The 23354-nt window shown below is 63.9% G+C and carries 25 protein-coding genes and 3 pseudogenes; 17 read left to right on the top strand and 11 right to left on the bottom strand.

Going from position 1 to position 23354, the window contains the following annotated elements; translation table 11 throughout:
* The first annotated feature begins 49 nt into the window (after positions 1 to 49).
* Both ACHMW6_RS26160 and cueR read left to right on the top strand, forming a co-directional pair.
* Positions 50 to 2290 (top strand): heavy metal translocating P-type ATPase, encoded by a 2241-nt coding sequence (locus ACHMW6_RS26160; protein WP_395401237.1) that lies wholly within the window; start codon positions 50 to 52, stop codon positions 2288 to 2290.
* Between the two features lie 2 nt (positions 2291 to 2292).
* Positions 2293 to 2715, top strand: a pseudogene (gene cueR, locus ACHMW6_RS26155) (Cu(I)-responsive transcriptional regulator); the annotation flags it as partial.
* Here cueR and ACHMW6_RS26150 read toward each other — a convergent pair.
* Positions 2677 to 3438: a sulfite exporter TauE/SafE family protein gene (locus ACHMW6_RS26150; protein ID WP_395401235.1), complete on the bottom strand. Its 762-nt coding sequence runs from the start codon at positions 3436 to 3438 to the stop codon at positions 2677 to 2679. The pseudogene cueR and the gene ACHMW6_RS26150 overlap by 39 nt on opposite strands.
* Before the next feature lie 102 nt (positions 3439 to 3540).
* On the opposite strand from ACHMW6_RS26150, the gene ACHMW6_RS26145 reads away from it, so the two are divergent.
* A complete protein-coding gene (locus ACHMW6_RS26145; protein WP_395401233.1) occupies positions 3541 to 4260 on the top strand; it encodes a glutathione S-transferase in 720 nt (239 codons plus the stop codon).
* A 2-nt stretch (positions 4261 to 4262) separates the two neighbouring features.
* Here the strand turns inward: ACHMW6_RS26145 and ACHMW6_RS26140 are convergent, their stop codons facing one another.
* Positions 4263 to 4463 (bottom strand): heavy-metal-associated domain-containing protein, encoded by a 201-nt coding sequence (locus ACHMW6_RS26140; RefSeq protein WP_395401232.1) that lies wholly within the window; start codon positions 4461 to 4463, stop codon positions 4263 to 4265.
* 17 nt (positions 4464 to 4480) lie between these two features.
* On the opposite strand from ACHMW6_RS26140, the gene ACHMW6_RS26135 reads away from it, so the two are divergent.
* The gene (locus ACHMW6_RS26135; RefSeq protein WP_395401230.1) at positions 4481 to 5875 is read left to right on the top strand and encodes a serine hydrolase; all 1395 of its coding nucleotides are present in this window, start codon (positions 4481 to 4483) and stop codon (positions 5873 to 5875) included.
* A 144-nt stretch (positions 5876 to 6019) separates the two neighbouring features.
* Here the strand turns inward: ACHMW6_RS26135 and ACHMW6_RS26130 are convergent, their stop codons facing one another.
* The 3 genes from ACHMW6_RS26130 to ACHMW6_RS26120 all read right to left on the bottom strand — a co-directional run bounded on the left by ACHMW6_RS26130 (position 6020) and on the right by ACHMW6_RS26120 (position 8976).
* Entirely contained in the window at positions 6020 to 7789 is a 1770-nt protein-coding gene (locus tag ACHMW6_RS26130) for a PhoH family protein (RefSeq protein ID WP_395401228.1), read from the bottom strand.
* 236 nt (positions 7790 to 8025) lie between these two features.
* Positions 8026 to 8490: a peroxiredoxin gene (locus ACHMW6_RS26125; protein WP_395401226.1), complete on the bottom strand. Its 465-nt coding sequence runs from the start codon at positions 8488 to 8490 to the stop codon at positions 8026 to 8028.
* A 108-nt stretch (positions 8491 to 8598) separates the two neighbouring features.
* On the bottom strand, positions 8599 to 8976 hold the full coding sequence (locus ACHMW6_RS26120) for an Mth938-like domain-containing protein (RefSeq protein ID WP_395401224.1): 378 nt from the start codon (positions 8974 to 8976) through the stop codon (positions 8599 to 8601).
* A gap of 142 nt (positions 8977 to 9118) precedes the next feature.
* Here ACHMW6_RS26120 and ACHMW6_RS26115 point away from each other — a divergent pair, with 142 nt between their 5' ends.
* Positions 9119 to 10348, top strand: coding sequence for a pyridoxal phosphate-dependent aminotransferase (locus tag ACHMW6_RS26115; protein WP_395401222.1), 1230 nt, complete (start codon positions 9119 to 9121; stop codon positions 10346 to 10348).
* Positions 10349 to 10375: 27 nt separating this feature from the next.
* Positions 10376 to 11698, top strand: a complete 1323-nt coding sequence (locus ACHMW6_RS26110; RefSeq protein ID WP_395401220.1) for a homoserine dehydrogenase — start codon at positions 10376 to 10378, stop codon at positions 11696 to 11698.
* Positions 11699 to 11922: 224 nt separating this feature from the next.
* Here the strand turns inward: ACHMW6_RS26110 and ACHMW6_RS26105 are convergent, their stop codons facing one another.
* From ACHMW6_RS26105 to ACHMW6_RS26090, 4 genes and pseudogenes are all read right to left on the bottom strand, one after another.
* Positions 11923 to 12234, bottom strand: coding sequence for a BON domain-containing protein (locus ACHMW6_RS26105; RefSeq protein ID WP_395401218.1), 312 nt, complete (start codon positions 12232 to 12234; stop codon positions 11923 to 11925).
* Between the two features lie 205 nt (positions 12235 to 12439).
* Positions 12440 to 13822: pseudogene (locus ACHMW6_RS26100) on the bottom strand (sigma 54-interacting transcriptional regulator).
* The gene (locus ACHMW6_RS26095) at positions 13819 to 14379 is read right to left on the bottom strand and encodes a hypothetical protein (RefSeq protein ID WP_395401216.1); all 561 of its coding nucleotides are present in this window, start codon (positions 14377 to 14379) and stop codon (positions 13819 to 13821) included. The pseudogene ACHMW6_RS26100 and the gene ACHMW6_RS26095 overlap by 4 nt, the downstream one beginning before the upstream one ends.
* Positions 14369 to 15790 (bottom strand): ATP-binding protein, encoded by a 1422-nt coding sequence (locus ACHMW6_RS26090; protein ID WP_395401214.1) that lies wholly within the window; start codon positions 15788 to 15790, stop codon positions 14369 to 14371. The genes ACHMW6_RS26095 and ACHMW6_RS26090 overlap by 11 nt, the downstream gene beginning before the upstream one ends.
* A gap of 274 nt (positions 15791 to 16064) precedes the next feature.
* Between ACHMW6_RS26090 and ACHMW6_RS26085 the strand changes: the two genes are divergently transcribed.
* From ACHMW6_RS26085 to ACHMW6_RS26075, 3 genes are all read left to right on the top strand, one after another.
* Positions 16065 to 16421, top strand: a complete 357-nt coding sequence (locus ACHMW6_RS26085; protein WP_395401212.1) for a MarR family winged helix-turn-helix transcriptional regulator — start codon at positions 16065 to 16067, stop codon at positions 16419 to 16421.
* 262 nt (positions 16422 to 16683) lie between these two features.
* Positions 16684 to 17490: an MFS transporter gene (locus tag ACHMW6_RS26080; RefSeq protein WP_395401210.1), complete on the top strand. Its 807-nt coding sequence runs from the start codon at positions 16684 to 16686 to the stop codon at positions 17488 to 17490.
* On the top strand, positions 17490 to 18011 hold the full coding sequence (locus tag ACHMW6_RS26075) for a hypothetical protein (protein ID WP_395401208.1): 522 nt from the start codon (positions 17490 to 17492) through the stop codon (positions 18009 to 18011). Before ACHMW6_RS26080 ends, ACHMW6_RS26075 begins: the two co-directional genes overlap by 1 nt.
* Here the strand turns inward: ACHMW6_RS26075 and ACHMW6_RS26070 are convergent.
* Positions 17986 to 19431, bottom strand: a complete 1446-nt coding sequence (locus tag ACHMW6_RS26070; protein WP_395401206.1) for a sensor histidine kinase — start codon at positions 19429 to 19431, stop codon at positions 17986 to 17988. The genes ACHMW6_RS26075 and ACHMW6_RS26070 overlap by 26 nt on opposite strands.
* The gene (locus ACHMW6_RS26065; protein WP_395401203.1) at positions 19431 to 20117 is read right to left on the bottom strand and encodes a response regulator; all 687 of its coding nucleotides are present in this window, start codon (positions 20115 to 20117) and stop codon (positions 19431 to 19433) included. Before ACHMW6_RS26065 ends, ACHMW6_RS26070 begins: the two co-directional genes overlap by 1 nt.
* 115 nt (positions 20118 to 20232) lie before the next feature.
* Between ACHMW6_RS26065 and ACHMW6_RS26060 the strand changes: the two genes are divergently transcribed.
* From ACHMW6_RS26060 to ACHMW6_RS26025, 8 genes and pseudogenes are all read left to right on the top strand, one after another.
* Positions 20233 to 20364 (top strand): porin, encoded by a 132-nt coding sequence (locus tag ACHMW6_RS26060; RefSeq protein WP_395401201.1) that lies wholly within the window; start codon positions 20233 to 20235, stop codon positions 20362 to 20364.
* Between the two features lie 80 nt (positions 20365 to 20444).
* Positions 20445 to 20810 carry a porin gene (locus tag ACHMW6_RS26055; RefSeq protein ID WP_395401199.1) on the top strand — a complete coding sequence of 122 codons (366 nt, stop codon included), beginning with the start codon at positions 20445 to 20447 and terminating at the stop codon, positions 20808 to 20810.
* On the top strand, positions 20794 to 21204 hold the full coding sequence (locus ACHMW6_RS26050; RefSeq protein WP_395401197.1) for a porin: 411 nt from the start codon (positions 20794 to 20796) through the stop codon (positions 21202 to 21204). The genes ACHMW6_RS26055 and ACHMW6_RS26050 overlap by 17 nt, the downstream gene beginning before the upstream one ends.
* Positions 21159 to 21281, top strand: a complete 123-nt coding sequence (locus ACHMW6_RS26045) for a hypothetical protein (protein WP_395401195.1) — start codon at positions 21159 to 21161, stop codon at positions 21279 to 21281. Before ACHMW6_RS26050 ends, ACHMW6_RS26045 begins: the two co-directional genes overlap by 46 nt.
* A 77-nt stretch (positions 21282 to 21358) precedes the next feature.
* Positions 21359 to 21589 (top strand): hypothetical protein, encoded by a 231-nt coding sequence (locus ACHMW6_RS26040; protein WP_395401193.1) that lies wholly within the window; start codon positions 21359 to 21361, stop codon positions 21587 to 21589.
* A gap of 12 nt (positions 21590 to 21601) precedes the next feature.
* A complete protein-coding gene (locus tag ACHMW6_RS26035) occupies positions 21602 to 22096 on the top strand; it encodes a hypothetical protein (protein ID WP_395401192.1) in 495 nt (164 codons plus the stop codon).
* Entirely contained in the window at positions 22093 to 22263 is a 171-nt protein-coding gene (locus ACHMW6_RS26030; protein ID WP_395401190.1) for a hypothetical protein, read from the top strand. The genes ACHMW6_RS26035 and ACHMW6_RS26030 overlap by 4 nt, the downstream gene beginning before the upstream one ends.
* A pseudogene (locus ACHMW6_RS26025) lies at positions 22260 to 23354 on the top strand (ABC transporter substrate-binding protein). The gene ACHMW6_RS26030 and the pseudogene ACHMW6_RS26025 overlap by 4 nt, the downstream one beginning before the upstream one ends.

Below are 23354 nucleotides of genomic sequence, written 5' to 3'. Positions count from 1 at the left end.
CATGGGATACTTGAAGCTGTAGCCAGTAACATAGGCTTGAAGGGTATCCATGATGAGCAATTATCAACAAACGGTCCGCATCGGCGGCATGAGCTGTGCTTCGTGCGTGGCGCGGGTTGAGAAGGCGTTGTCCGCCGTGCCGGGCGTGGGACGCGCGACCGTCAATCTCGCCACCGAGACCGCGCGCGTTGAATCCGAGGGGCCGCTGGAGTTCGACCGGCTGCAGCTGGCGATCGAGAAGGCGGGCTATGAGGCAGCGCCCGACGCTGTGCCCTCCGCACCTGCCGTCACGGCGTCCGCCGTCGCCGCATCTCCGGCCGCGGCCTCGGCGAGCGCCAGCCCCTTCGCCCGCCCGAGCATCCCTGAAGGCGTGGCCGTCCTCCTGTCCGCCGCATTGTCATTGCCCCTGCTGGCGCCGATGGTGCTCGACTGGCTGGGGATTCACTTCATGCTGGACGCGCGCTTGCAATGGCTGCTGGCCACGCCCGTCCAATTCGTCTTTGGCGCGCGCTTCTACCGCGCCGGCTGGAAGGCCGCGAAGAACCTGGCCGGGAACATGGACCTGCTGGTCGCCCTCGGCACCAGCGCCGCCTACGGCCTGAGCGTCTACCTGTTGCTGGCGCAAGCGAACGCCATGCCTCACCTCTATTTCGAAGCCTCGGCGGTCGTGATCACCCTGGTCTTGCTGGGCAAATGGCTGGAAGCGCGCGCCAAGCAACAGACCACGTCGGCCATCCGCGCGCTGCAGGACCTGCGTCCCGCCACGGCGCGCGTGCGCCGTCCCGGCGAATCGGACCGCGACGTGGCGATCAAGGAAGTGCGCCTTGGCGACATGGTGGTCGTACGCCCCGGCGAGCGCGTGGCGGTGGACGGCGAAGTCACGGACGGCAGCAGCCACGTGGATGAATCGCTGATCACGGGTGAAAGCCTCCCGGTGGCGCGCCATCCGGGCAGCCATGTCACTGGCGGATCCATCAACGGCGAAGGACTGCTGCTGGTGCGTACCACGGCGATCGGCGCCGAAACGACGCTGTCGCGCATCATCCGGCTAGTGGAGGACGCGCAGGCTGCGAAAGCGCCTGTGCAGCGCCTGGTCGACCGCGTCGCCGAAATCTTCGTGCCGGTGGTGCTGGTGCTGGCTGCGATCACACTGGCAGGCTGGTGGTTCGCCGGCGGCGATTTCGAGCAGGCCACGATCAACGCCGTGGCCGTGCTGGTGATTGCCTGTCCCTGCGCACTGGGACTGGCAACACCGACTGCGATCATGGCCGGCACCGGCGTCGCCGCCCGCCACGGCATCCTGATCAAGGACGCGGAAGCCCTCGAACTGGCGCGCCAGGTCGACACCGTGGTCTTCGACAAGACCGGCACGCTCACCCGGGGCAAGCCCGTGCTCGCCACGCTGCTGCCGCACGGCGTCACTAGGGAGCGCCTGCTGTCGCTCGCCGCCGCGCTTCAGCACAACAGCGAACACACGCTCGCCCGCGCCGTCCTCGACGCCGCCGCATCGGGTCCGGCGGAAGCACCCTTGTCGGCATCGGCCGTCAGCGCGTTGCCGGGGAGGGGAATGACTGGCATCGTCGAGGGCGGCGAGCTGATTCTGGGCAGCTCGCGGCTGATGCAGGAACGCGGCGTCGATACAGCGCCGCTGGCGCAGCAGGCGCGCGAACTGGAAGCCACCGGCCACACCATTTCCTGGCTGGCGGACGCCGGCAAGAGGCAGCTCACTGGCCTGCTGGCCTTCGCCGACCAGCCCAAGCCTACCGCGCAAGCAGCCATCGTGCGCCTGCACGCACGCGGCATCGACACCGTCATGCTCACCGGCGACAACCAGGGCAGCGCGGACGCCATCGCCAGGCAGCTGGGCATCCGCCGCGTGGAAGCCAACCTGCTGCCGGACGGGAAAACGAATGCCATTGCCAGGCTGCGCGCGGAAGGGAAGAACGTGGCAATGGTCGGCGACGGTATCAACGACGCCCCTGCGCTGGCCGCGGCAAACGTGGGCATTGCCATGTCCACCGGCACCGACGTGGCCATGCACGCCGCCGGCATCACCCTGATGCGCGGCGACCCGCAACTGGTCGCTGACGCCATCGACATCTCGCAGAAAACCTTCAGCAAGATCCGCCAGAACCTGTTCTGGGCCTTCATCTACAACCTGGCGGGCATTCCGCTGGCAGCCTTCGGCCTGCTGAATCCCGTATTCGCCGGCGCCGCGATGGCGCTCAGCTCCGTCAGCGTGATCAGCAACGCACTGCTGCTGCGCCGCTGGAAACCAGCAAAGGAATGACCATGAATATCGGACAAGCCGCCACCGCATCCGGCGTCAGCGCCAAGATGATCCGCTACTACGAGAGCATCAGCCTGATGCCCGAAACGGCGCGTACTGAAGCCGGCTACCGCATCTACAACGAAAAGGACCTGCATACGCTGCGCTTCATCAAGCGCGCCCGCAACCTGGGCTTCTCGCTGGAGCAGATCCGCGACCTGCTGTCGTTGTGGCAGAACAGCGGGCGTGCCAGCGCGGATGTGAAAGCTATTGCGCTAAACCATGTGGATGAACTGAACCAGCGGATTCTCGAACTGACGGAAATGCGCGACACCCTGAGCACGCTGGCCGAAAGCTGCCACGGCGACGACCGCCCCGACTGCCCGATCCTGCAAACCCTGGGGACTTCAGCGCATGAACATGTAGATGGTGAGCACTGTGCCCACGCACACCACGAAGATGCGCATGAACTGGGGCGGAAGGCGGTAGATCAGCCACGAGCCAATCAGCCCGCCCGCAATACCGCCAACACAAAGCGCTAGGGCGGCTGGCCAGCTGATCATGCCGGAAAAGGCGAAGATCAGCGTAGCGGACGCATTCATCGCCATCGCCAGCATATTCTTGGTCGCCGTGGCGGCGCGGATCTGCTGGCCGGCGATGGTCAGCGTGGCCAGCATCAGGAAGCCGATGCCGCCGCCGAAATAGCCGCCGTAGATGGCGATGCAGCTCTGGATCAACATCAGCACCCAGGCCGGCATGCCGGCCGTGGCGTGGATGGGCTGCTTGCGGAAGGCGCCCCAGGCGAACATGGAGGTCGCGAACAGCACCAGCCACGGCACCAGCTTCGCGAAGAAGGTCGGCGGCGTGAGATACAGCAGGATCGCGCCGACGATGCCGCCGATAATGCTGATGATGAACATCCGCTTGAACGTCAGCGGCCCCACATCCTGAACCAGCTTGCGCCCCGCAACGGCGGATGTGGTCTGGCTGGGAAAGAGTGCGATGGTCGACGTCATATTGGCCGAGACGGGATTCAGGCCGGCCAGCAGCAAGGTGGGGAAGGTAATGAACGAACCGCCGCCCGCCAGGGCATTCTGAACGCCTGCGAACAGGCCGGCCGCTGCAACCAGCAAAATGGTGTGAAGTTCGAGCGGCGGGACGTCGGGCATGGTGAAGGGGGGCGTGATGAGGTGCAATAATTGTACACGCGACCGCCACGGGGCGCTTGCGGCCCGCTGTTTCCATTATCATGTGCGGCGGGAGGATATCCAATGAAGCCCTACGAACTGTATTACTGGCCCACCATACAGGGACGCGGCGAATTCGTGCGCTTGGCGCTGGAGGAGGCCGGCGTGCCGTATGTGGACGTGGCGCGCCAGAAGAAAGGCATGCCGGCGCTGATGTGCTCTATCGACCCCTCGCAGGAGGATCATCCTTCGTTCGCGCCGCCCGTGCTGCGCGCCGGCGAGCTGCTGATCGGCCAGACGGCGAATATCCTGATATTCATCGGCGCCCGCCACGGCCTGGCGCCGCGCGCGGAAGCAGGGCGCCTGTGGTGCAATGAGCTGCAGCTGACGATCGCGGACATCGTCAACGAGGCGCACGATACGCACCACCCGATTTCCACCAACCACTACTACGAAGACCAGAAAAAGGAAGCGAAAGCGCGCGCGAAGGACTTCTGCGCCGAGCGCATTCCCAAATACCTGGGCTACTTCGAGCAGGTCCTGCAGAACAATCCGGGGCGCGGCAAATACATGGCCGGCTCGCGCATCAGCTATGTGGACCTGTCGATGTTCCAGCTGATTTCAGGCCTGCGCTACGCCTTCCCGAAAACGATGGCGAAGCTGGAGCTGGAATGGCCCGGACTGGTCGCGCTGCATGCGATGGTGGCCGCGCGCCCGAATATCGCGGCCTACCTGAAATCGAATCGGCGGATTGCCTTCAACGAGGACGGCATTTTCCGCCACTATCCGGAGCTCGAGAAGTGAGCTTAATGCGCGCTGGTGACCGGGTAGCCTGCTTCCACGATGGCCGATTTGACGGCGTCCAGTGCGGCGCCGCTGTCCACCCTGACCTTCTTGCCGGCCAGATCGATATCGACCGTGGCGCCCGCATCGACGGCCTTCACGGCCCTGGTGACGGTCGCGACGCAATGGCCGCAGCTCATATTTTCAACTTGCAGTTCGTACATCAGAGACTCCTTTCACAATGATGATTCATCTTAAGCCTTGCTACCATGGGAAGGTCAAGCTTGTCGTTTCGGTACTGGCAGCGGCATGCGGCGCTGCGCAGGCTGCGCCGCTCGACCCGGCCGTCGCGAAACAGATCGATGACGTGGTTGCCCGCGTCGGCAAGGACCGCTTGCCCGGCGCCGTGGTGCTGGTGGCGCGCAATGGCGAAACGGTCTTCCGCAAGGCCTATGGCTGGGCCGATATCGACAAGCGGCAGCCGATGGACCCGGCCGTGCAGATGCCTATAGGCTCGGTCACCAAGCAGTTTACTGCCGCCGCGGTCATGCTGCTGGTGGACGAGGGCAAGCTGTCCCTCAATGATCCGGTAACGAAGCATCTGCCCGATTTTGTCCAGCTGCGCGATGTCACGATCGAGCAGCTGCTGACGCATACCTCCGGCGTGCCGGACTACACCCAGCAATGGCGCTTCTGGCTGCTCGATACCGCCGGCGAGATCGCGCTGCCCGACCTGCTGGGCCGCATCCGCGGCAAGGCGCCGGACTTTGCGCCCGGCTCGCGCTTCGACTACAGCAATTCGAATTATGTGCTGCTGGGCGCCATCATCGAGAAGGCCAGCGGCCAGCCTTACGGCAAGTTCGTCGAGGAGCGCATCTTCATCCCGCTGGGCATGGCCCATACGGCTTTCGGAGGCTACGAGCGCGCCGCGGCCATGCGCGCCAAAGGCTATGAGGCGGACGGCGGCAAATTCAGCAAGCCGAAGGCGATCAGCATGTCGATGGCGTATGCGGCGGGCGGGGTGGTTTCCAGCGCGGACGACCTGGCGCGCTGGGATGCGGCCATCAGCAGCGGCCAGTTGCTGAAAGCCCCCAGCTGGCAGCGCGTGTTCACGGCCGCGCCGCCGGGTCATTACGGCTTTGGCTGGGGCATCGGCAAACTGCAGGGCACGCCGGAGTACGCGCACGGCGGCATCATCTCCGGCTACACCAGCTTCGTGGCACGGCTGCCGCAGCAGGGGCTGTATGTGGCGGTGATGACCAATGCCAGCGGCGACGTGCCGATTGAACCGCTGGCGCGGCGCATCGAAGCCGTCGCCATGGGCAAGCCGCTGCCGGACTACCGCAAGATCGCGCTGGGTAAATCAACCCTGGAGGAATTCGCCGGTATCTATCGCGCCGACGATGGCATGACGCGCACCGTGAAGCGCGATGGCGACCACCTGGTGATCGAGCGCAGCGGCGCTCCCAAGGTCGAAGTCTATCCTTACGCGGAAAATGCCTTCTTTACCGATTCGCAGGCGCTGGCTGAATTCGTGCGCGATCCGCAGGGGAGGGTGGTCGAGCTTCTCCTGACCCGCAACGGCAACGTCACGCGCCACGCGCGCGTGGCGACGAAAAAGTGGTGGCCGCTGTAAGACAGAACCCACGGCAGGAGCTGGTGGCTGCCACATCGTGGCAGCCACCTGGGTTACGCCTCTGGTTTCGGTGGAGTCTGCGGCATGCGTGAAAAATAAAAGCCCCGCACGGGGCGGGGCTTTGGGGAGACGGGAGCGAAGGGCTTAGAGCACGTCGCTCGCGTGGTCGGCGAGGCGGGAGCGTTCGCCGCGGGCCAGGGTGACGTGGCCGCTGTGCGACCAGCCCTTGAAGCGGTCCACTACGTAGGTCAGGCCGCTCGAACCCTCGGTCAGGTAAGGCGTATCGATCTGCGCAATATTACCCAGGCAGAGGATCTTGGTGCCGGGACCGGCGCGCGTCACCAGGGTCTTCATCTGCTTCGGCGTCAGGTTCTGCGCCTCGTCGATGATGAGGAACTTGTTGACGAAGGTGCGGCCGCGCATGAAGTTCAGGGACTTGATCTTGATGCGCGAGCGGATCAGGTCCTGCGTCGCCGCTCGGCCCCACTCGCCGCCTTCACCGTCGGACTTGTTCAGCACTTCGAGGTTGTCGTCGAAAGCGCCCATCCACGGGCCCATCTTCTCTTCCTCGGTACCCGGCAGGAAGCCGATATCCTCGCCCACCGGCACGGTGACGCGGGTGACGATGATCTCGTTATACAGCTTGGTCTCCAGCACCTGCGCCAGGCCGGCGGCCAGGGCCAGCAGGGTCTTGCCGGTACCGGCCTGGCCCAGCAGGGTGATGAAGTCGCATTCCGGGTTCATCAACAGGTTCAGCGCGAAGTTCTGCTCGCGGTTGCGGGCAGTCACACCCCATACGCTGTTCTTGTTGTGCGAATAGTCGCGCAACGTCTGGATCACGGCGGTCTTGCCGTTGATCTGCTTGACCTGGCCATAGAACGAGGCCTCGCCGTTCTGCGGTTCCAGGAACACGAACTGGTTGACCAGCAGCGACGGGATGAACGGGCGGGTCACGCGGTAGAACGTGGCGCTCTGGCCGTTGCGGTTCTCCTGCCACGACTCCATGTCCTTGCCATGCTTGTTCCAGAAATCGTCCGGCAGCTGGACGATGCCCGAGTACAGCAGGTCGGTGTCTTCGAGTACGTGGTCGTTGAAGTAGTCTTCCGCCGGCAGGCCCAGGGCGCGCGCCTTGATGCGCATATTGATGTCTTTCGACACCAGCACCACCGCGCGGCCCGGTTGTTCGGCTTCCAGCGAACGCACCACCGCGAGGATCTGGTTGTCGGCCTTACCTTGCGGCAGGCCTTCCGGCAGGTCGGCTACCTGCACCTTGGTCTGGAAATACAGGTGGCCCTTGGCATCCTTGTTGCCCAGCTTGTTCAGCGGGATGCCGGTTTCCATGTCGTCGTCGTCGGTGTTGCTGACCAGGGCATCCAGCGTACGCGATACCTGGCGCGCATTACGGGCGACTTCGGACATGCCCTTCTTGTGATTGTCCAGTTCTTCCAGCGTCATCATCGGCAGGAAGACATCGTGCTCCTCGAAGCGGAACAGCGAGGAGGGATCGTGCATCAGCACGTTGGTGTCAAGCACGAACAGCTTGGTAGTGCCCACCTGGTCGGCGTGGCGGCTGGTGGCGGACTTCAGCACCACCTCGTGCGCCTTGTGCTTGGCCGGATGCGGGGCATCGGCCTTGATTGGCGTCACCTTGGCGCGTGCAGCCGGCGCGGCCTTGGTGCGTGGCGGGGCCGGCACATCGTCCGGCAGCTTGGCGACCTTGAGGGTCGGAGTTTTCTTTGCAGCTGCGGTCTTCTTCGCCGCAGTCTTAGCAGGTGCCTTGGTTGCCGCTTTCTTCGGCGCGGGCGCTGCTTCTTCTTCGACAGGGAAGGGAACGGGGTTCGATCCGCTCGCCTTCGGATAGTCTTTGGCCAGCAGGAGTGTGGCTGGCTTGCTAGGCAGTTTTGGCAGTGGCATCAGGATCTCAATCTAAAAAAGTTCCGCCCACGCCAAAGCCGCCGCAACGGTTTGGGCATGGGATGGATGCGGGGGAAATTCGGAAAATGAAAGGCTGCCTAAGGCCGCTGCTGCGGCCAGTGTTACAGCCCGGTTGGCACCGGGGAAAGTGGGTTGAAGAAGCTGAACTCAAAATCTGGCTATATGCTCTGCTTTGCGGTTGAGCGGAACATCCGCGGGCAAGAAGGGCCTTGCCATTAGCCCTGGCTTGCCACGAATTCCAGTACTTCGTCTACGTGACCGGGAACCTTCACGCCTCTCCATTCTTTCACCAATCGCCCTTGAGCGTCAATGACAAACGTGCTGCGCTCGATTCCACGTACATCTTTACCGTACATTTTTTTCATCTTCATGACACCGAAGGCCAGGCACATCGCTTCGTCCGGATCGGAAATCAGTTCGAAGGGCAGGCCCAGCTTGGACTTGAAGTTTTCGTGCGAGCGCAGCGAATCGCGGCTGATGCCGTAGATTTCGGCGCCGGCCGCCTGGAACTGCTCGTGCAGGTCGCGGAAGGCCATGTTCTCGGTCGTGCAGCCGGGGGTGTTGTCCTTCGGGTAAAAGAACAGCACCGTCGCTTTGGCCGGCCGGCCGGACAGCTGGAAGGTCTGGCCGCTGGTCATCGCGGCGCTGAAGTCGGCGAGGGGGGCGGGGCTTGTTGCCACTGTTTTTCTCCTGAGCGTGTGGGGGCGGGCATTTATATCGGGGCAATGTTTCCTTTTTCAACCCCAGGGCAAACCCGAGTGTCAGGCACATGGTGCCTGACACTCGTTTTACGGTTTCTCGATGATCAGCGCCAGCAGCGCCTTGCGTCCCTCGCCCATGAGAATATTGTAGGTGCGGCAGGCGGCATTGGTATCCATGCATTCCACGCCCACCTGCTTCGCGGTCAGCGGCGTGGTCAGGCGCGGGTGGACGAAGCGCTGGCGCTCGCCGGTGCCGAGAATGACCACGTCCGGCTGTTCGGCCGCCAGTTGCTCGAAATGCTCCAGGGAAAGATCTTCGAAGCGGCTCACCGGCCAGGGGCGGGGCGCGCTCTCCGGCAGCACCAGCAGGCTGTAATCGAAGGGCTGGCCATTAATCTCGACGCCGCCGGGAAAATAGCCGGACACGGTCTGGTACTGCTGGTTGCTGGACTGGTGAAGCTTCATGGGAAATGCCTGTATTTAATCGCAATAGAAGGCCTATTGTATCGTTTTCCCTTGCAAGAAGCTTTCCATGGTTGCCTAAATGAAGAGCTTTCGGCAGAATGGGTATTTTCGCAATGCAGCATGGACATGTAAGGGATTGATTTTGCGACCGGTTCAGAAATCGAACAAGCTCAACGAAGTTTGCTATGAAATCCGCGGCCCGGTGCCTGAGAAGGCCCGCCAGATGGAGGAAGAGGGCCACAGGATCACCAAGCTGAACATCGGCAATATGGCGCCGTTTGGCTTTGATCCGCCGGATGAGATCGTGCACGACATGATGATGAACCTGCCCAACGCGGCGGGTTACACCGATTCCAAGGGCCTGTTCGCCCCGCGCAAGGCGGTCATGCACTACACCCAGGCGAAGAACATCGCCGGGGTGGCGATCGACGACATCTACCTGGGCAATGGCGCCTCCGAGCTGATCGTGATGTCCATGAACGCGCTGCTGAACAACGGCGACGAGGTGCTGGTGCCGGCGCCCGACTATCCGCTGTGGACGGCGGCGGTGTCCCTGTCCGGCGGCCGCCCGGTGCACTATATCTGCGACGAGCAGCAGGACTGGTACCCCGACATCGAGGACATGCGCAAGAAGATCACGCCCAATACCAAGGCGATCGTGGTCATCAACCCCAACAACCCGACCGGCGCCCTGTATCCGGACGAGGTACTGCTGCAGATTATCGAACTGGCGCGCCAGCACCAGCTGATCATCTACGCCGACGAAATTTACGACAAGGTGCTGTACGACGGCCACACCCACACCTCCATCGCCGCCCTGTGCGAAGATGTGCTGTGCGTGACCTTCAACGGCCTGTCCAAGAGCTACCGTTCCTGCGGCTACCGCGCCGGCTGGATGGTGCTCTCGGGCGAAAAGAAACACGCGAAGGACTATATCGAAGGCCTGAACATGCTGGCCTCGATGCGCCTTTGCGCCAATGCACCGGGGCAGTTTGCGATCCAGACTGCACTCGGCGGCTACCAGAGCATCAACGATCTGGTGGGCCCCGGCGGGCGTCTGCTGCGGCAGCGCGACCTGGCATACCAGCTGCTGACCGAGATTCCGGGCGTTAGCGTGGTCAAGCCAAAAGCGGCGCTGTACATGTTCCCCCGCCTCGATCCGAAGATCTACCCGATCGCGGACGACCAGCAATTCGCATATGACCTGCTGGCTGAAACCAAGGTCCTGATCGTGCAAGGCACGGGCTTCAACTGGCATACGCCAGACCACTTCCGCGTCGTGTTCCTCCCGAACACGGACGACATGACGGACGCATTCGGCAAGATTGCGCGCTTCATGGAAGGCTACCGCAAGCGCCACGGGCAGGGCTGAAACCGATCACAATAGATAACGAGATTTATGAAACCCATCAAAGTTGGCCTGTTAGGCATAGGCACCGTAGGTGCGGGCACCTTCAACGTTCTGTCGCGCAACCAGGAAGAGATTATGCGCCGCGCCGGCCGCGGCATCGAAATCGTGGCCGTGGCGGACCTGAACACCGCACGCGCCCAGGAAATCACCGGCGGCAACGTCAAAGTGGTTGCGGACGGCAATGAGATCGTCAACGACCCTGAAATCGACATCGTCATCGAGCTGATTGGCGGCTACGGCGTAGCCAAGGAGCTGGTGCTGAAAGCCATCGCCAACGGCAAGCACGTGGTTACCGCCAACAAGGCGCTGCTGGCCACGCACGGCAATGAAATCTTCGCCTCCGCCCAGTCGAAGGGTGTGATGGTGGCCTTCGAGGCTGCCGTTGCAGGCGGCATCCCTATCATCAAGGCGCTGCGCGAAGGCCTGACCGCCAACCGCATCGAATGGATCGCCGGCATCATCAACGGCACCACGAACTTCATCCTGTCCGAGATGCGCGACAAGGGCCTGGACTTCGACACCGTGCTGAAGGAAGCGCAGCGCCTGGGCTATGCAGAAGCCGATCCGACCTTCGATATCGAGGGCGTGGATGCGGCGCACAAGGCGACCATCATGTCCGCCATCGCCTTCGGCATCCCGGTGCAGTTCGACAAGGCCTATGTGGAAGGCATCACCAAGCTGGAAGCGGCGGACATCAAGTACGCCGAGCAGCTGGGCTACCGCATCAAGCTGCTGGGCATCGCCAAGCGCGCCCGCGTCAACGGCTCGGAAGGTATCGAGTTGCGCGTGCACCCGACGCTGATCCCGGCCAAGCGCCTGATCGCCAATGTGGAAGGTGCAATGAACGCGGTGCTGGTGCAGGGCGACGCCATCGGCGCCACCATGTACTACGGCAAGGGCGCCGGCTCCGAGCCGACCGCTTCGGCCGTGATCGCGGATCTGGTCGATATCACCCGCCTGGCCACCGCCGATCCGGAACACCGCGTGCCGCACCTGGCCTTCCAGCCGAACGCGCTGACCGACATCCAGATCCTGCCGATGTCCGAGATCACCACCAGCTACTACCTGCGCATGCACGTGGCCGATCAGCCGGGCGTGCTGGCCGAGCTGACCCGCATCCTGGCCGACGGCTCGATCTCGATCGATGCCATGATGCAGAAGGAGCCGGCCGAGGGCGAAACCCACACCGATATCATCATGCTGACGCACCAGACGCAGGAGAAGAATGTGGCGGCGGCGATTGCGAAGATGGAGGCGCTGGCTACGGTCGTGGGCAAGGTGACCAAGATTCGCCTGGAGAACCTTTCTTAAACCCACCCCAGACCCTGGTGGCAGGCACGATGTGCCAGCCACCTGATTGGGGCCGCGGACTTCGAACAGGTGTCTGGCACTTTAGTGCCTGACACCAGCCTCTCCCGGTTTTGAAGAAAAAAAAACGGGCGGCACCCGAAGGTGTCACCCGCTCGAAGGGGAGGTACTTCTACTACTCTCTCACGTACTGCTTGCTGCGTTACTGCGGGTACTACGGGGGAACTTTACTTGGCCGCGACGGTCAGTTCGCTCTTGACCTCTTTCACGCCGGCCACTGCGGAAGCTGCCTGGATTGCCTTGGTGCCCTCGTCAGTCGAGGCCACGCTGCCGCTCAAAACCACCACGCCCTGGTTGGACGTCACGTTGATCTGCTTCTGGTCAGCCAGCGCAGCCTTTACCTTGGAAGCCAGCGCGCTATCGCTGGTAGCCGCCACAGCGCCGGCCATCGCGCCATCCTGCTGGGCGAAAGCCGTCATCGAAGCTGCGGACAGGGTGGCAGCGGTAATCAGGGAAGCGATCAGTTTGGTGCTCGTCATGGGTCTATCTCCAATAAGGTTCACAAGAAAACGCCTTAGGACGTTGACCAAGGTATCGCAATTGCCGTGCCAGCTCTTGCAAAGTCAATAAAATCAAAGAGTTAATTGATAATAATTCCAGCCAGCAATGCTCCAGGGACAGAATCTGTCGCCGAATAGCGACAGGTCTGCGAACATTTGTTACAAGTGGCTGATTTATAAAGGACTATTCCTGTCGCTCGTCGGCGACAGCTGGTCCGTCAGAGCGGAACTGGGCGGGGTCGAGGTCGTTCTTCTGCAGCAGGCGGTAGAACTCGGTGCGGTTGCGTTCGGCCAGGCGGGCGGCGTCGGCCACATTGCCGTCTGTCAGCTTCAACAGCTGGATCAGATAATTGCGCTCGAAGCGCTGCTTCGGCCTCCGTATAGCTGAGCACTTCCAGCGAGGGCACGCGCAGCGCCCGCTGCACCAGCGTCAGCGGCACCAGCGGCGCCGTGGCCAGGGCGCATACATGCTCCACCACGTTGTACAGCTGGCGCACGTTGCCGGGCCAGGCGGCGCGCGTCAATGCTTCCAACGCATCCGGCGCGAATCCGTTGACCGTCTTCTGGTATTTGGCGGACAGCATCTGCAGGAACTGGGTGGCCAGCAGGCCGATGTCCTCGCGCCGCTGCGACAGGGGCGGCAGCGTCAGTGTGATCACATTCAGGCGGTAATAAAGGTCTTCGCGGAACTGGCCCTCCAGCATGGCCTGTTCCAGGTCGCGGTGGGTGGCGGACAGCACGCGCACATCGACCGGGCGGCCCGCGTCCGAGCCCACCTGGCGCACCACGCGCTCCTGCAGCACGCGCAGCAGCTTGACCTGCAGGTGCAGGGCCATGTCGCCGATCTCGTCGAGGAAAAGAGTGCCGCCGTCCGCCGCCTGGATCAGGCCTTCGCGGCTGCTCACGGCGCCCGTGAAGGAACCCTTCACGTGGCCGAACAGTTCGGACTCCAGCAACTGCTCCGGAATTGCGCCGCAATTGACGGCAATGAAGGGCGCCTTGGCGCGGCGTGAAGCGCGGTGGATGGCGCGCGCCAGCAGCTCCTTGCCGGTGCCGCTCTCGCCCGAATCAGCACGCTGGCGTCGGACACCGCCACCAGCTTCGCCTCCGCCAGCAGTTCGGCCATGGCCTGGCTGCGGCTGATGATTTCCTCGCGCCAGTGCTCGTCGCTGCGCGACTGCACCACGCTGGGCGCGCTCAGGCTCAAGGCCTGGCCGATGCGGTCCAGCAGCACCTTGGCGTCGAAAGGCTTGGTCAGGTAGGCATAGGCTCCCAGTGACGTGGCCTCCACCGCGTCCGGGATGGTGCCGTGGGCGGTCAGCAAGATCACGGGCAGGGCAGGGTACTGCTTGCGGATTTGCTGGAACAGGGCCATGCCGTCGCGGCCGGGCAGGCGGATATCGCTGATCACCATGGCCGGCAGCTCCATCGAGATGCGCGCCAGCGCCGCTTCCGCGCTGTCCACGCCCGTCACCTTGTAGCCATTGGCCTCCAGCCGCATCGACAGGAGCCGCAGCAGGTCGGGATCATCGTCCACCAGCAGAAGATGTGCACCTGCCGCCATCATTTCACCCCCGCCGACGGGCCACTGGATGGGCGCACGGGCAGCCCGCGTTCGATGGCCTTCAGTGCTTCCAGCATATCGTTCAACTGCTCGTTCTTGCGCTGGCCTTCCTTCAGCTGCGCGTTCAGCTTGTCCGCGTGGTCGGCCAGGCGGCGCTGCTCGGTGCAGTAGCTGGAAAGCAGCTGGGCCAGTGGCTTCAGCGGCGCCGCTTCGGCTTCGCTGGCGCCGGCCACCGCATCGAACTGGGCCTGGGCGCGCGCCAGGTCGCCGGGGCTGCGCGTCAGCATCAGCGCCATGCCCGACTGCAGCAGGTTCTTCGGCGATTTCTGCTGCAGCGAAAGGCCGCTGATCTCCTTGATCAGCTCACCCTGCGTCATCTTGCGCAGGGATTGGTGGTAGGCCAGCAGCGGGCTGACCTCGTCGGTCTGCGCCGGCATGACGGTGATCGGCGCGTGCACCACCGGCGCCGCCATGGTCGGCAAGGGCGCCGGTTCGGGCGGCCGGTGCAGCGCGCAGGCTGAGCACAGCAGCAGCGGCGGCAATAAGTTCTTAGCGTTCATAAGGCAATTCAATCCTGAAGTGGGCCCCTTCTATCGAGGGCAATAGTTGCAGCGTGCCGCCATGAGCGCTAACGTATTCGCGTACGATGGACAGTCCAATGCCGTTGCCGCGGCGTGCGCCGGGCGGCTGGCGTTCGCCCTGGTAAAAGGGCTCGAAGATATGTTCGGCGTCGGTCGCGGCGACACCCGGACCCTGGTCGGCACAGTCGATCAGCAGCGTGCCGGCATGTTCGCCAACCTTGAAGCGCACATTGCCGCCTTCGGGGCTGAAGCGCACGGCGTTCGACAGCAGGTTGCCGGTGACGACGGCCAGCTTGTCGGCATCGGCCATGATCAGCGGGGAGTGTCCTTCGACGCTGACATCCAGGTTGCGCGATTGCCATTGCAGGCGTTGCGAGTCGATCACCTTGCGCAGCATCTCGGTGGCGTCGAGGGGCTTGCGATTCAGATGCTGGGCTTCGAAATTGGCCGTGTTGTAGCGCAGCAGGTCCTCTATCTGGGTTTGCAGCGAGGCAGTATTCTGGCGCAGGATGCCGGCGATCTCGCGCTGGTTGGGCGCCAGCGGGCCGGCCACCTCGTCCTCCAGCAGGGACACGCCTTCCACCAGCGCGGCCAGCGGCGTTTTCAGTTCGTGCGAGATATGGCGCAGGAAGCGGGACTTGTCCGCCTCCAGGTCGGCCAGGCGCTGGCGCAGCCAGTTCAACTGCTGGCCGAGCCGGCGCAGGTCGTCCGGACCCTGGACTTCGATGGCGCGGTCATAGCGGCTGCCGCCCAGCTGCCCGATGGCGTCCTCAATTTGCGCCAGGGGGCGCGACAGCCACATGCCGAAGCCCAGCGCCAATGCGGCGGCGACGGCGATCGACGCCACCACCTGGCCGGTCAGCACGCTGCGCTGCTTCTCCAGTTCCAGCGTGATCTGGTTATTGCGGTAATCGACCTCGCGCTTGACCTCGTCGGCCAGGGTTTCATTAATCGCGGGCAGGCCGACGAGAGCCATATTCAGCATCTGCTGACGCGCGGCGCGGCGCGAACGCGGCACCTGCATGGCGCTCCACGCCGCCTCCCCATGTTCGCGCCAGGCCTCGAAGGACGCCCTCTCGGCGCGCGGCAAGCCTGTGGCCAGCGCATCGAGCGCGGCCTGTCCATCGCGCCAGGCATCCTGATAGCGCTCGCGGAAGGCCGGATCATCCAGCACCAGGAACTGGCGCGCGCTGCGCTCCATCGCCACGCTGCGCTCGGCCAGCCGCTGCGCGTTCGCCGTCAGGATCACCGCATCGCGCCCGATTTCCCGGCTATGCGCCGCCAGGCGGTCGAGCGTGAGCAGGGCATGAACCGACGTTGCGCTGAGCAGCAGGGCAATCAGCAAGAAAACGCCGAGCAGCAATTGGCGGAAAGAAAGCTTCGTAAACATCGTCGCAGTCGGGTTTTGATGGGCAAGTTATCCAATTCATCATAGGTGAAATTGCCCCCTCGCCGCGTTCTGTTGCTTGCCTCCCGTCCACACCCCCATTCGGGGTCAGCTCTGTCTTTCGGACAGCCAGCGCTACCATTTGAGGCAGATCAATACGCCAAAACATCCGTTTTCGCGTATTGAGCCAGATCAAACAGTTGGTTCGTGTGTCCGAATGACAGAGCTGACCCCGAATTGTGGCAGGATGGGTAGGTAGGCTATCTATTTATTTTATATGCAAGAACAATCCATTCCTCCGCAGGCGCTGGAGCTGGCGAACGAGTTGCGCACGGCGCTGAAGATGCTGATGCGCGAGATGCGTCGCGATGCAGGCATCATCGAACATGAAATTCCAATGGCGCAGTTCATCCTGATGGCGACGTTGGCCGAGCATCCCGGCATCGGCGTGGCGGAGCTGGCGCGCATGGAGAAGGTGAGCGGGCCGACCATCAGCGCGCACGTAAAGGCGATGGAAACGGCGGGACTGGTGGAGCGCTGCGGCGTGGATCCGGCCGACCGCCGCCGCTCTGGCCTGCGCCTCTCCCGCGCAAGGGGAGCGCAAGATACAGGAGCTGCGCGAGCAGCGCCGTGACTGGATGGCGCGCCGCATCGCGCGCCTGTCCCCGGAAGCGATGGCGGCGCTGGCCGCGGCCATCGGCCCCTTGAAGGAGATTGCAGAATGACCCAGGACGCAAGCGCCACCACCACGGCAGCGGAAATCCGCGCCATCTATTTCGCCATGATGACCGTGCTCGGACTGAGCGCGCTGGATCAGAGCATTGTCTCGACCGCGCTGCCCCGCATCGTCAGCGATCTTGGCGGCATGGCGCACCTGTCGTGGGTGGTGACGGCCTATGTGCTGGCCTCCACGGTCACGATGCCCTTGTACGGCAAGATGGCGGACCAGTACGGGGCGCCGACCCCTGATCTTCGCGGCGCTGGGCATCTTCCTGCTCGGTTCCGCCCTGTGCGGCCTGTCGCAGAACATGCTGCAGCTGATCGTGTTCCGCGCGATCCAGGGCATAGGTGCGGGCGGCTTCATGCCGCTGGCGCAGATCATCATCGGCGACGTGGTGCCGCCTTCCGAACGGGGCAAGCGCATGGGCATGATCCCGATCGTGTTCGCGGTGACCAGCGTGCTCGGTCCCGTCGTGGGCGGCCTGATTACGGACTGGCTGTCCTGGCACTGGATCTTCTACGTCAACCTGCCGATCGGCGCGCTGGCCTTCTGGGCCATCGCACGCTCGCTGCACAAGCCGGTGGTCAAGCACGCGCACCGCATCGACTACCTGGGCTCCGTGCTGTTGACAGGCTCGTTGACCGCGCTGCTGCTGGTGCTGGCGATGGGCGGCACCGAGTGGGCCTGGGATTCCACGCAAGTCTACGTTTGCCTGGCGCTGGCCGCCGGCATGGGCATTGCCCTCGCCATCCATGTGCGCAGCGCCGCCGAACCCGTTCTGCCACCGGACCTGTTCCACAGCCGCGTGTTCAATATCGCCAGCATCGTGATGGCGCTGACCTTCACCGGCCTGATGGGCGCGACCATCTTCTTCCCCCTGTTCTTCCAGGTGGTGATGGGCAGCAGCCCAGCGCAGTCGGGCATCCTGACGGTGCTGATGATGGTGGGGCTGGTGCTGTCGTCCTTCCTCAACGGCGCCTGATGGCGAAGTCGGGCAAGTACAAGATGGTGCAGGTGGCGGGCCTGCTCGCCGCGGCCATCGCCTTTGCCGTGCTGGCGTGGGCGATGGAGAAGGGGCTGGGTTACTTCGTCATCGAGCCGGCCATCTTCCTGATGGGGCTGGGCCTTGGCCTGGTGATGCCGAACATGACGATCGCCGTGCAGAACGCGCTGCCGCTGGCGCGCCGCGGCGTGGGCACGGCCATGCTGACCTTCTTCCGCTCACTGGGCGGCCTGCTGGGCGTCACCGGCTCGGGCGCCATTCTCGCGCGCCAGCTGCATGCGCACGGCATCCAGGCCGTGGCGGCGGTCGGCGCGCATGGCAGCACGGCGGCCACCGTGGCCGGCGCGGCGCAGGTTGCGGTCTATCGCCACGCCATCGCCAGCGTATTCGCGGCGGGCGGCGTAATGGTGGGACTTGGCTTGCTGGCGCTGCTGATGCTGCCCGAGCTGCCGCTCAGCGGCCACCCGGCCGCCGTCAAGCCGCAGCCGCAGGAAAGCTGACGCGCACCAGCAGCCCGCGTCCGCCAGCGCCGCTGTGGAGCGTGACGGTGGCGTGGTGCAGTGCAGCGATATCGCGCACGATGGCCAGGCCAAGGCCGGAGCCGCCCGGGTTGGCCTGCATCGACGTGGCGGCGCGATAGAAGGGCGAGAATACGCGATCGCGGTCGGCTTCAGGGATGCCCGGCCCGCTGTCTTCCACTTCCAGCACAATATGCTCGGCATAGCGCACCACACGCAGCACCACGCTGCCGCCTTGCGGCGTGTAGTGCAGGGCGTTGTCCACCAGGTTGGACACCAGCTCATGCAGCAGCAGTGCCTGTCCCGCGACTTCGGCCTCGGTTTCCCCTTCCAGCGACAGGTCGATATTGCGGTTGACGGCGGATAAGGCCATTTCAAGCGCCACCTGCTGCACCATCGCGCGCAGCGCCACGGGCTCCGGCGTGTGGTTGCCGCTATGTTCGATACGGGCCAGCATCAGCAGGCGGTTGGCCAGGTGCACCGTGGCGTCCGTGGTGTTGGCGATGCTCATGACGATTTCACGCAGGTTGGCGCCGCGATCGAGCTCGCGCTGCGCCAGTTCGGCCTGGGTCTTCAGCACCGTGAGCGGCGTACGCAGCTGGTGCGACGCGTCCGCAATGAAGCGGCGCTGGCTGGCAATCAGCTCCTGAATGCGCGACATCGATGCATTCATCGCCTGCACCAGCGGCCGCACTTCCTTGTGCACCAGCGTGGGGTCCAGGTCGGACAGGTCGGAGACGCTACGCGTTTCCACCTCATGCCGCAGCCGCATCAATGGGCTGAGCACCAGCCGCACGGCAAACCACACCAGCAAGGCCGCCACCAGCACCAGGCTGGCCTGCCAGGCGATGGTATCAAACAGGATCTTGTTGGTCAGCCCGCGCCGCGCGTCCAGCGTTTCGCCGACCTGGATCAGCGCAATGCCGCGCATCGAATCGTCATACACCGGCTGCAGCAACGCGGCGATGCGGATCGGCTGGCCGTTGTAGTTGGCATGGTAAAAGCGCACCAGGGCAGGGTAGTTCTCCGAGCGCGGTACATTGGCCGGCACGGCCGGCAGGTCGTCGTATCCAGACACCGTCTCGCCCTTGATGCCCGTAACCTTGTAGTAGATGCGCCCCAGCGTATCGGTCTCGAAGCTGTCCAGCGCCACATAGGGCACATCGGCCACCACATGGCCGTCCACCACCGACACCCGCTCGGCCAGCGCCCGCGTCGATGCCAGCAGCGAGCGGTCATACGCCTGGTCCGCCGCGTCGACCGCATTGCGGTAGACGGACACGGTATTCAGAATCTCCAGCAGGATCAGCGGCAGCAGCAGCCAGCGCAGCAGCTCCCCGCGCAGGCTGCCCAGCGGGCCTGCCTGCCAGCGCGTGCGCAGACGGTCGATCAACGCTGCCATCAGGCTTTCGGTTCGCGCGGCTGCAGCAGGTAGCCGATGCCGCGCAGCGTGGTGATGGCCGCCGCGCCGGGCTCGGTGCTTTCCAGCTTCTTGCGCACGCGGTGGATGTAGAGCTCAATCGCATCAAGGTTGGCGTCGTCCGCCAGGGCGAAGACTTCGTCGAACAGCTTTTCCTTGGCCACGGGCTTGCCGCCGCGCGTAATCAGGGCTTCCAGGACGGCATGTTCGCGCGGCGTGAGCGCCAGGCTCTGGCCGTAGTAGCTGAACATGCGGGTAATGGTGTCAAATTTCAGTTCCCCGCATTCGTAGACCAGGGCTTCATTGCCCGTGCTGCGGCGCAGCAAGGCTTTCACGCGCGCTTCCAGCTCCACCAGTTCGAAAGGCTTGGCGAGGTAGTCGTCCGCGCCCAGGTTCAGGCCCTGGACGCGGTCTTCCAGGCCGCCGCGCGCGGTCAGGATCAGCACCGGCGTCTTGCCGCCGCGGGCGCGCAGGCGTTTCAGCACTTCCAGCCCGTCCATCTTCGGCAGGGTCAGGTCGAGGATGATCAGGCCATACTCCTGGGTCAGCAGCAGGGCATCCGCGTCCGCGCCGTTGTCCGCACATTCGACCGTCAGGTGGGCATCGCGCAACGCTTTCGACAGCCAGTGTTGTAATTCTGTGTGGTCTTCCACTAAAAGTATGCGCATCGGGGGTAGGCTGAAAGGCGATTGAAAGGTTGACGATTTTATAGTTGAAGCGTGCCAGAGCAAGATCCAGCACAACTAACTATAAACCCAGGAGACAGCTTGTGAAAGAACTTCCATGACGCTCGCCGTCGCGGCGACGCTCGTCGCTGCCGGCGCAGCCCACGCACAATCCAACGTTCAAGTCTACGGCCTGCTCGACGTTGGCGTCGATATCGCGTCGGACGCCAAACCGGGCGGGGCACCCTGAGCCGCGTCAGCTCGGCGGCATGAACACTTCCCCGCTGGGGCCTGCGCGGCTCCGAAGACCTGGGCGGCGGACTCAAAGCCGTGTTCCAGCTGGAAGGCGGCATCCTGATGGATACGGGCGCTTCCGACGGCGCGCTGTTCCGCCGCCAGGCCAATGTGGGCCTGGAAGGCAACTGGGGCCGTATCGTGGCCGGCCGTTCCTTCACCAGTGTCTATGACACGGTGATCCGCTTCGACCCGATGGGCTTCGCGCCGTTCTACTCCTGGGCCACCAGCGGCAATGCCACCGGTCCAAGCAAGTACGGCATGACCACCGGCTTCGACAACCTGGTCAAGTACTCCGGCAGCACCGGCGCCTTCAAGTACGGCGCCACCTATGCCTTCGGCGAGCAAAGCCCCGGCAGCGCTGCGGACAGCGCCAAAGTATGCCGTGGCCACCAGCTATGAAACCGAGGGCCTGGGCCTGATGCTGACCTATGAGCGCATCAACGGCAACACTGTCGCCGCCACCGGCAACCGCGACGAAACCACGGCCATCCACGCCGGCGGTTACTACGAAACGGGTCCCTTCAAATTCTGGCTGGCGGGCCGCGACTACAAGCTGCAGGCCGGGAAGGCCGCCACGGCGGACGTGAAAGCCACCACCTACTGGACCGGCGTCGCCTACAAGCTGCCGCAGGCCACCGTGACCGGCGCGATCTATTATGTCGATGTCAAGAACGTTGCCGCGGGCAAGGATGCTGACCCCATCATGTACGTACTGCGCTATCGCCACCTGGCTCCAAGCGTACCGACTTGTACGCGACTCTCGGTTACACCAAGGCCAAGCACGGCCTGCTGACCGGCCTGTCGCGCGACGATGCGGGCTTTGGCGACAGCCGGCGCGGCCTGATGGTCGGCATCCAGCACCGCTTCTAAGCCATGAAAACCCTTGCTCGCCTGCTGCTTGCCGCCACCCTGGAGCGGCGCGGCGCTGGCTTCCGGCGCCGAGTCGCATGGTGCCGTCCAAACCGGGCGGCGCCGTGGACCTGACCTGCAAGCTGGTACAGCAAGGGCTGAAGGCCTCGGACGATCCGCAGCGGCTGCGCATCAGCTACCTGCCCGGCGGCATCGGTGCCGTGGCCTGGCACTCGCTGGTATCGCAGCGCCGCGCCAACCACAACACGATGGTCGCCTTTTCCGGCGGGTCCCTGCTCGATCTGGCGCAGGCAAGTTCGGCAAGGTGAAACCGTGCGGACGTGCGCTGGGTGGCGGCGCTGGGCGCCGACTACGGCATGATCGCCGTGCGCGCCGATTCGCCCTACAGAACGCTGGGCGAACTGGTGGCGGCGCTGAAGCGCGACCCGTCCAAGGTGCTGATCGGCGTCAGCGGCACCATCGGCAGCCAGGACTGGCTGAAGGTGGCGCTGCTGGTGCGCCAGGCCGGCATCGATCCGAAAGTGCTGCGCTTCGTGGCGCTGGAGGGCGGCGGCGAGGCCTTCACCGCGCTGCAGGCGAACTGTGCACGTGGTCTCCGGCGACGCCTCCGAAGCGCACCTGATGGCGCCGGGCGGCAATGTGCGGCGTGCTGGCGGTGCTGTCCGAACAGCGTTTGCCGGGCCTGCTGGCGAATGTTCCGACTGCGCGCGAGCAGGGCTACGACGTGGTCTGGCCCGTCATCCCGCGGCGTGTGGATGGGACCCCAGGTGGAAGATGCCGATTACGCCCAGTGGGTCAAGCGCTCGAACGCATGATGGCCGACCCTGATTTTCCGCGCTTGCGCGAAGCGGCGGGCTTCCCCTTCAGCATGACGGGGCGGGCGCTGACCGATTATGTGAAAAAGGCCGTGGACGACTCGGCCGCCGCGCCAGCCAGCTTGGCCTGGTGCGCTGACGAAAAACCTCTCAGGAGACACCAATGAAGATGAAGATGACCGTGGCGGCTGCTGCCGCAGGCCTGTTTGCAGACTCCCGCTTTTTGCGCAACTGCCGGCGGGCTACCCTGCCGACTACCAGAAGGTCGTTGACGCGGCGAAGAAGGAAGGCAAGCTGGTACTCTATCGGCGCCACCGACAGCAAGGCCACCCAGCCGCTGATCAAGGATTTTCAGCGCCCTCTTATCCGGGCATCACGGTCGAGTACAACGACATGAACTCGACCGAGGTCTATAACCGCTTCATTTTCCGAAGTTGCTTCCGGCGGCGCCACGGCCGACGTGGTGTGGTCTTCCGCCATGGACCTGCAGATGCGCCTCGCCTCCGATGGCTATGCGCTGAAGTACAAGTCCGTTGAAGCGTCGAAGATCCCGGGTTGGGCAGTGTGGGACGATCAGGCTTACGGCACCACCTTAGAGCCGGCCGCCATCGTCTACAACAAGCGCCTGGTCGAATGCCAAGGAAGTGCCGCAGACCCACGCCGACTTCGTCAACCTGATCAAGCAGCCCAAGTTCAAGGACAAGGTCACTACCTGCGATATCGAGAAATCCGGCGTCGGCTTCATGTTCATGACGCAGGATGCGCGCGAATATCCGAAATTCCAGGAACTGGAAAACGCCTTCGGCGAAGCGAAAGTGCGCGTGCAATCCTCCACCGGCACCATGATGGAGCGTATCTTCCTCCGGCGAGAACCTGATCGGCTACAACGTGCTGGTTCCTACGCGCTGGTGCGGGCCGAGCGATCCTTCGATTGGCGTGCAGCTGCCGAAGGATTACACGCTGGTGATGTCGCGCGTGGTGTTCATCAACAGAAGGCGCCAGAACGTCAACGCCGCCAAGCTGTGGCTGGAGTTACATGCTGTCCCACCGCGGCCAGACCGTCATTGCCAACAACTCCAAGCTGTACGCGATCCGCGCCGACGTGACGGGCGAAACCACTTCCGCCGACCTGGTCAAGCAGATCGGCCAGGACGAGATCAAGCCCGTGCCCGTGCACCCGATCCTGCTGCAGTTCCTCGGCCCGGCCAAGCGCATGGCCTTCCTGAAGCAGTGGAAAGGAACGGCCGGCAAGAAGTGA

Origin of the sequence: Pseudoduganella sp. UC29_106 (assembly GCF_044055365.1) — a bacterium.
Lineage (GTDB): Bacteria > Pseudomonadota > Gammaproteobacteria > Burkholderiales > Burkholderiaceae_D > Rugamonas.
The sequence above is the reverse complement of the archived record's forward strand: the minus strand, read 5'-3'. Positions and strand labels throughout refer to the sequence as shown.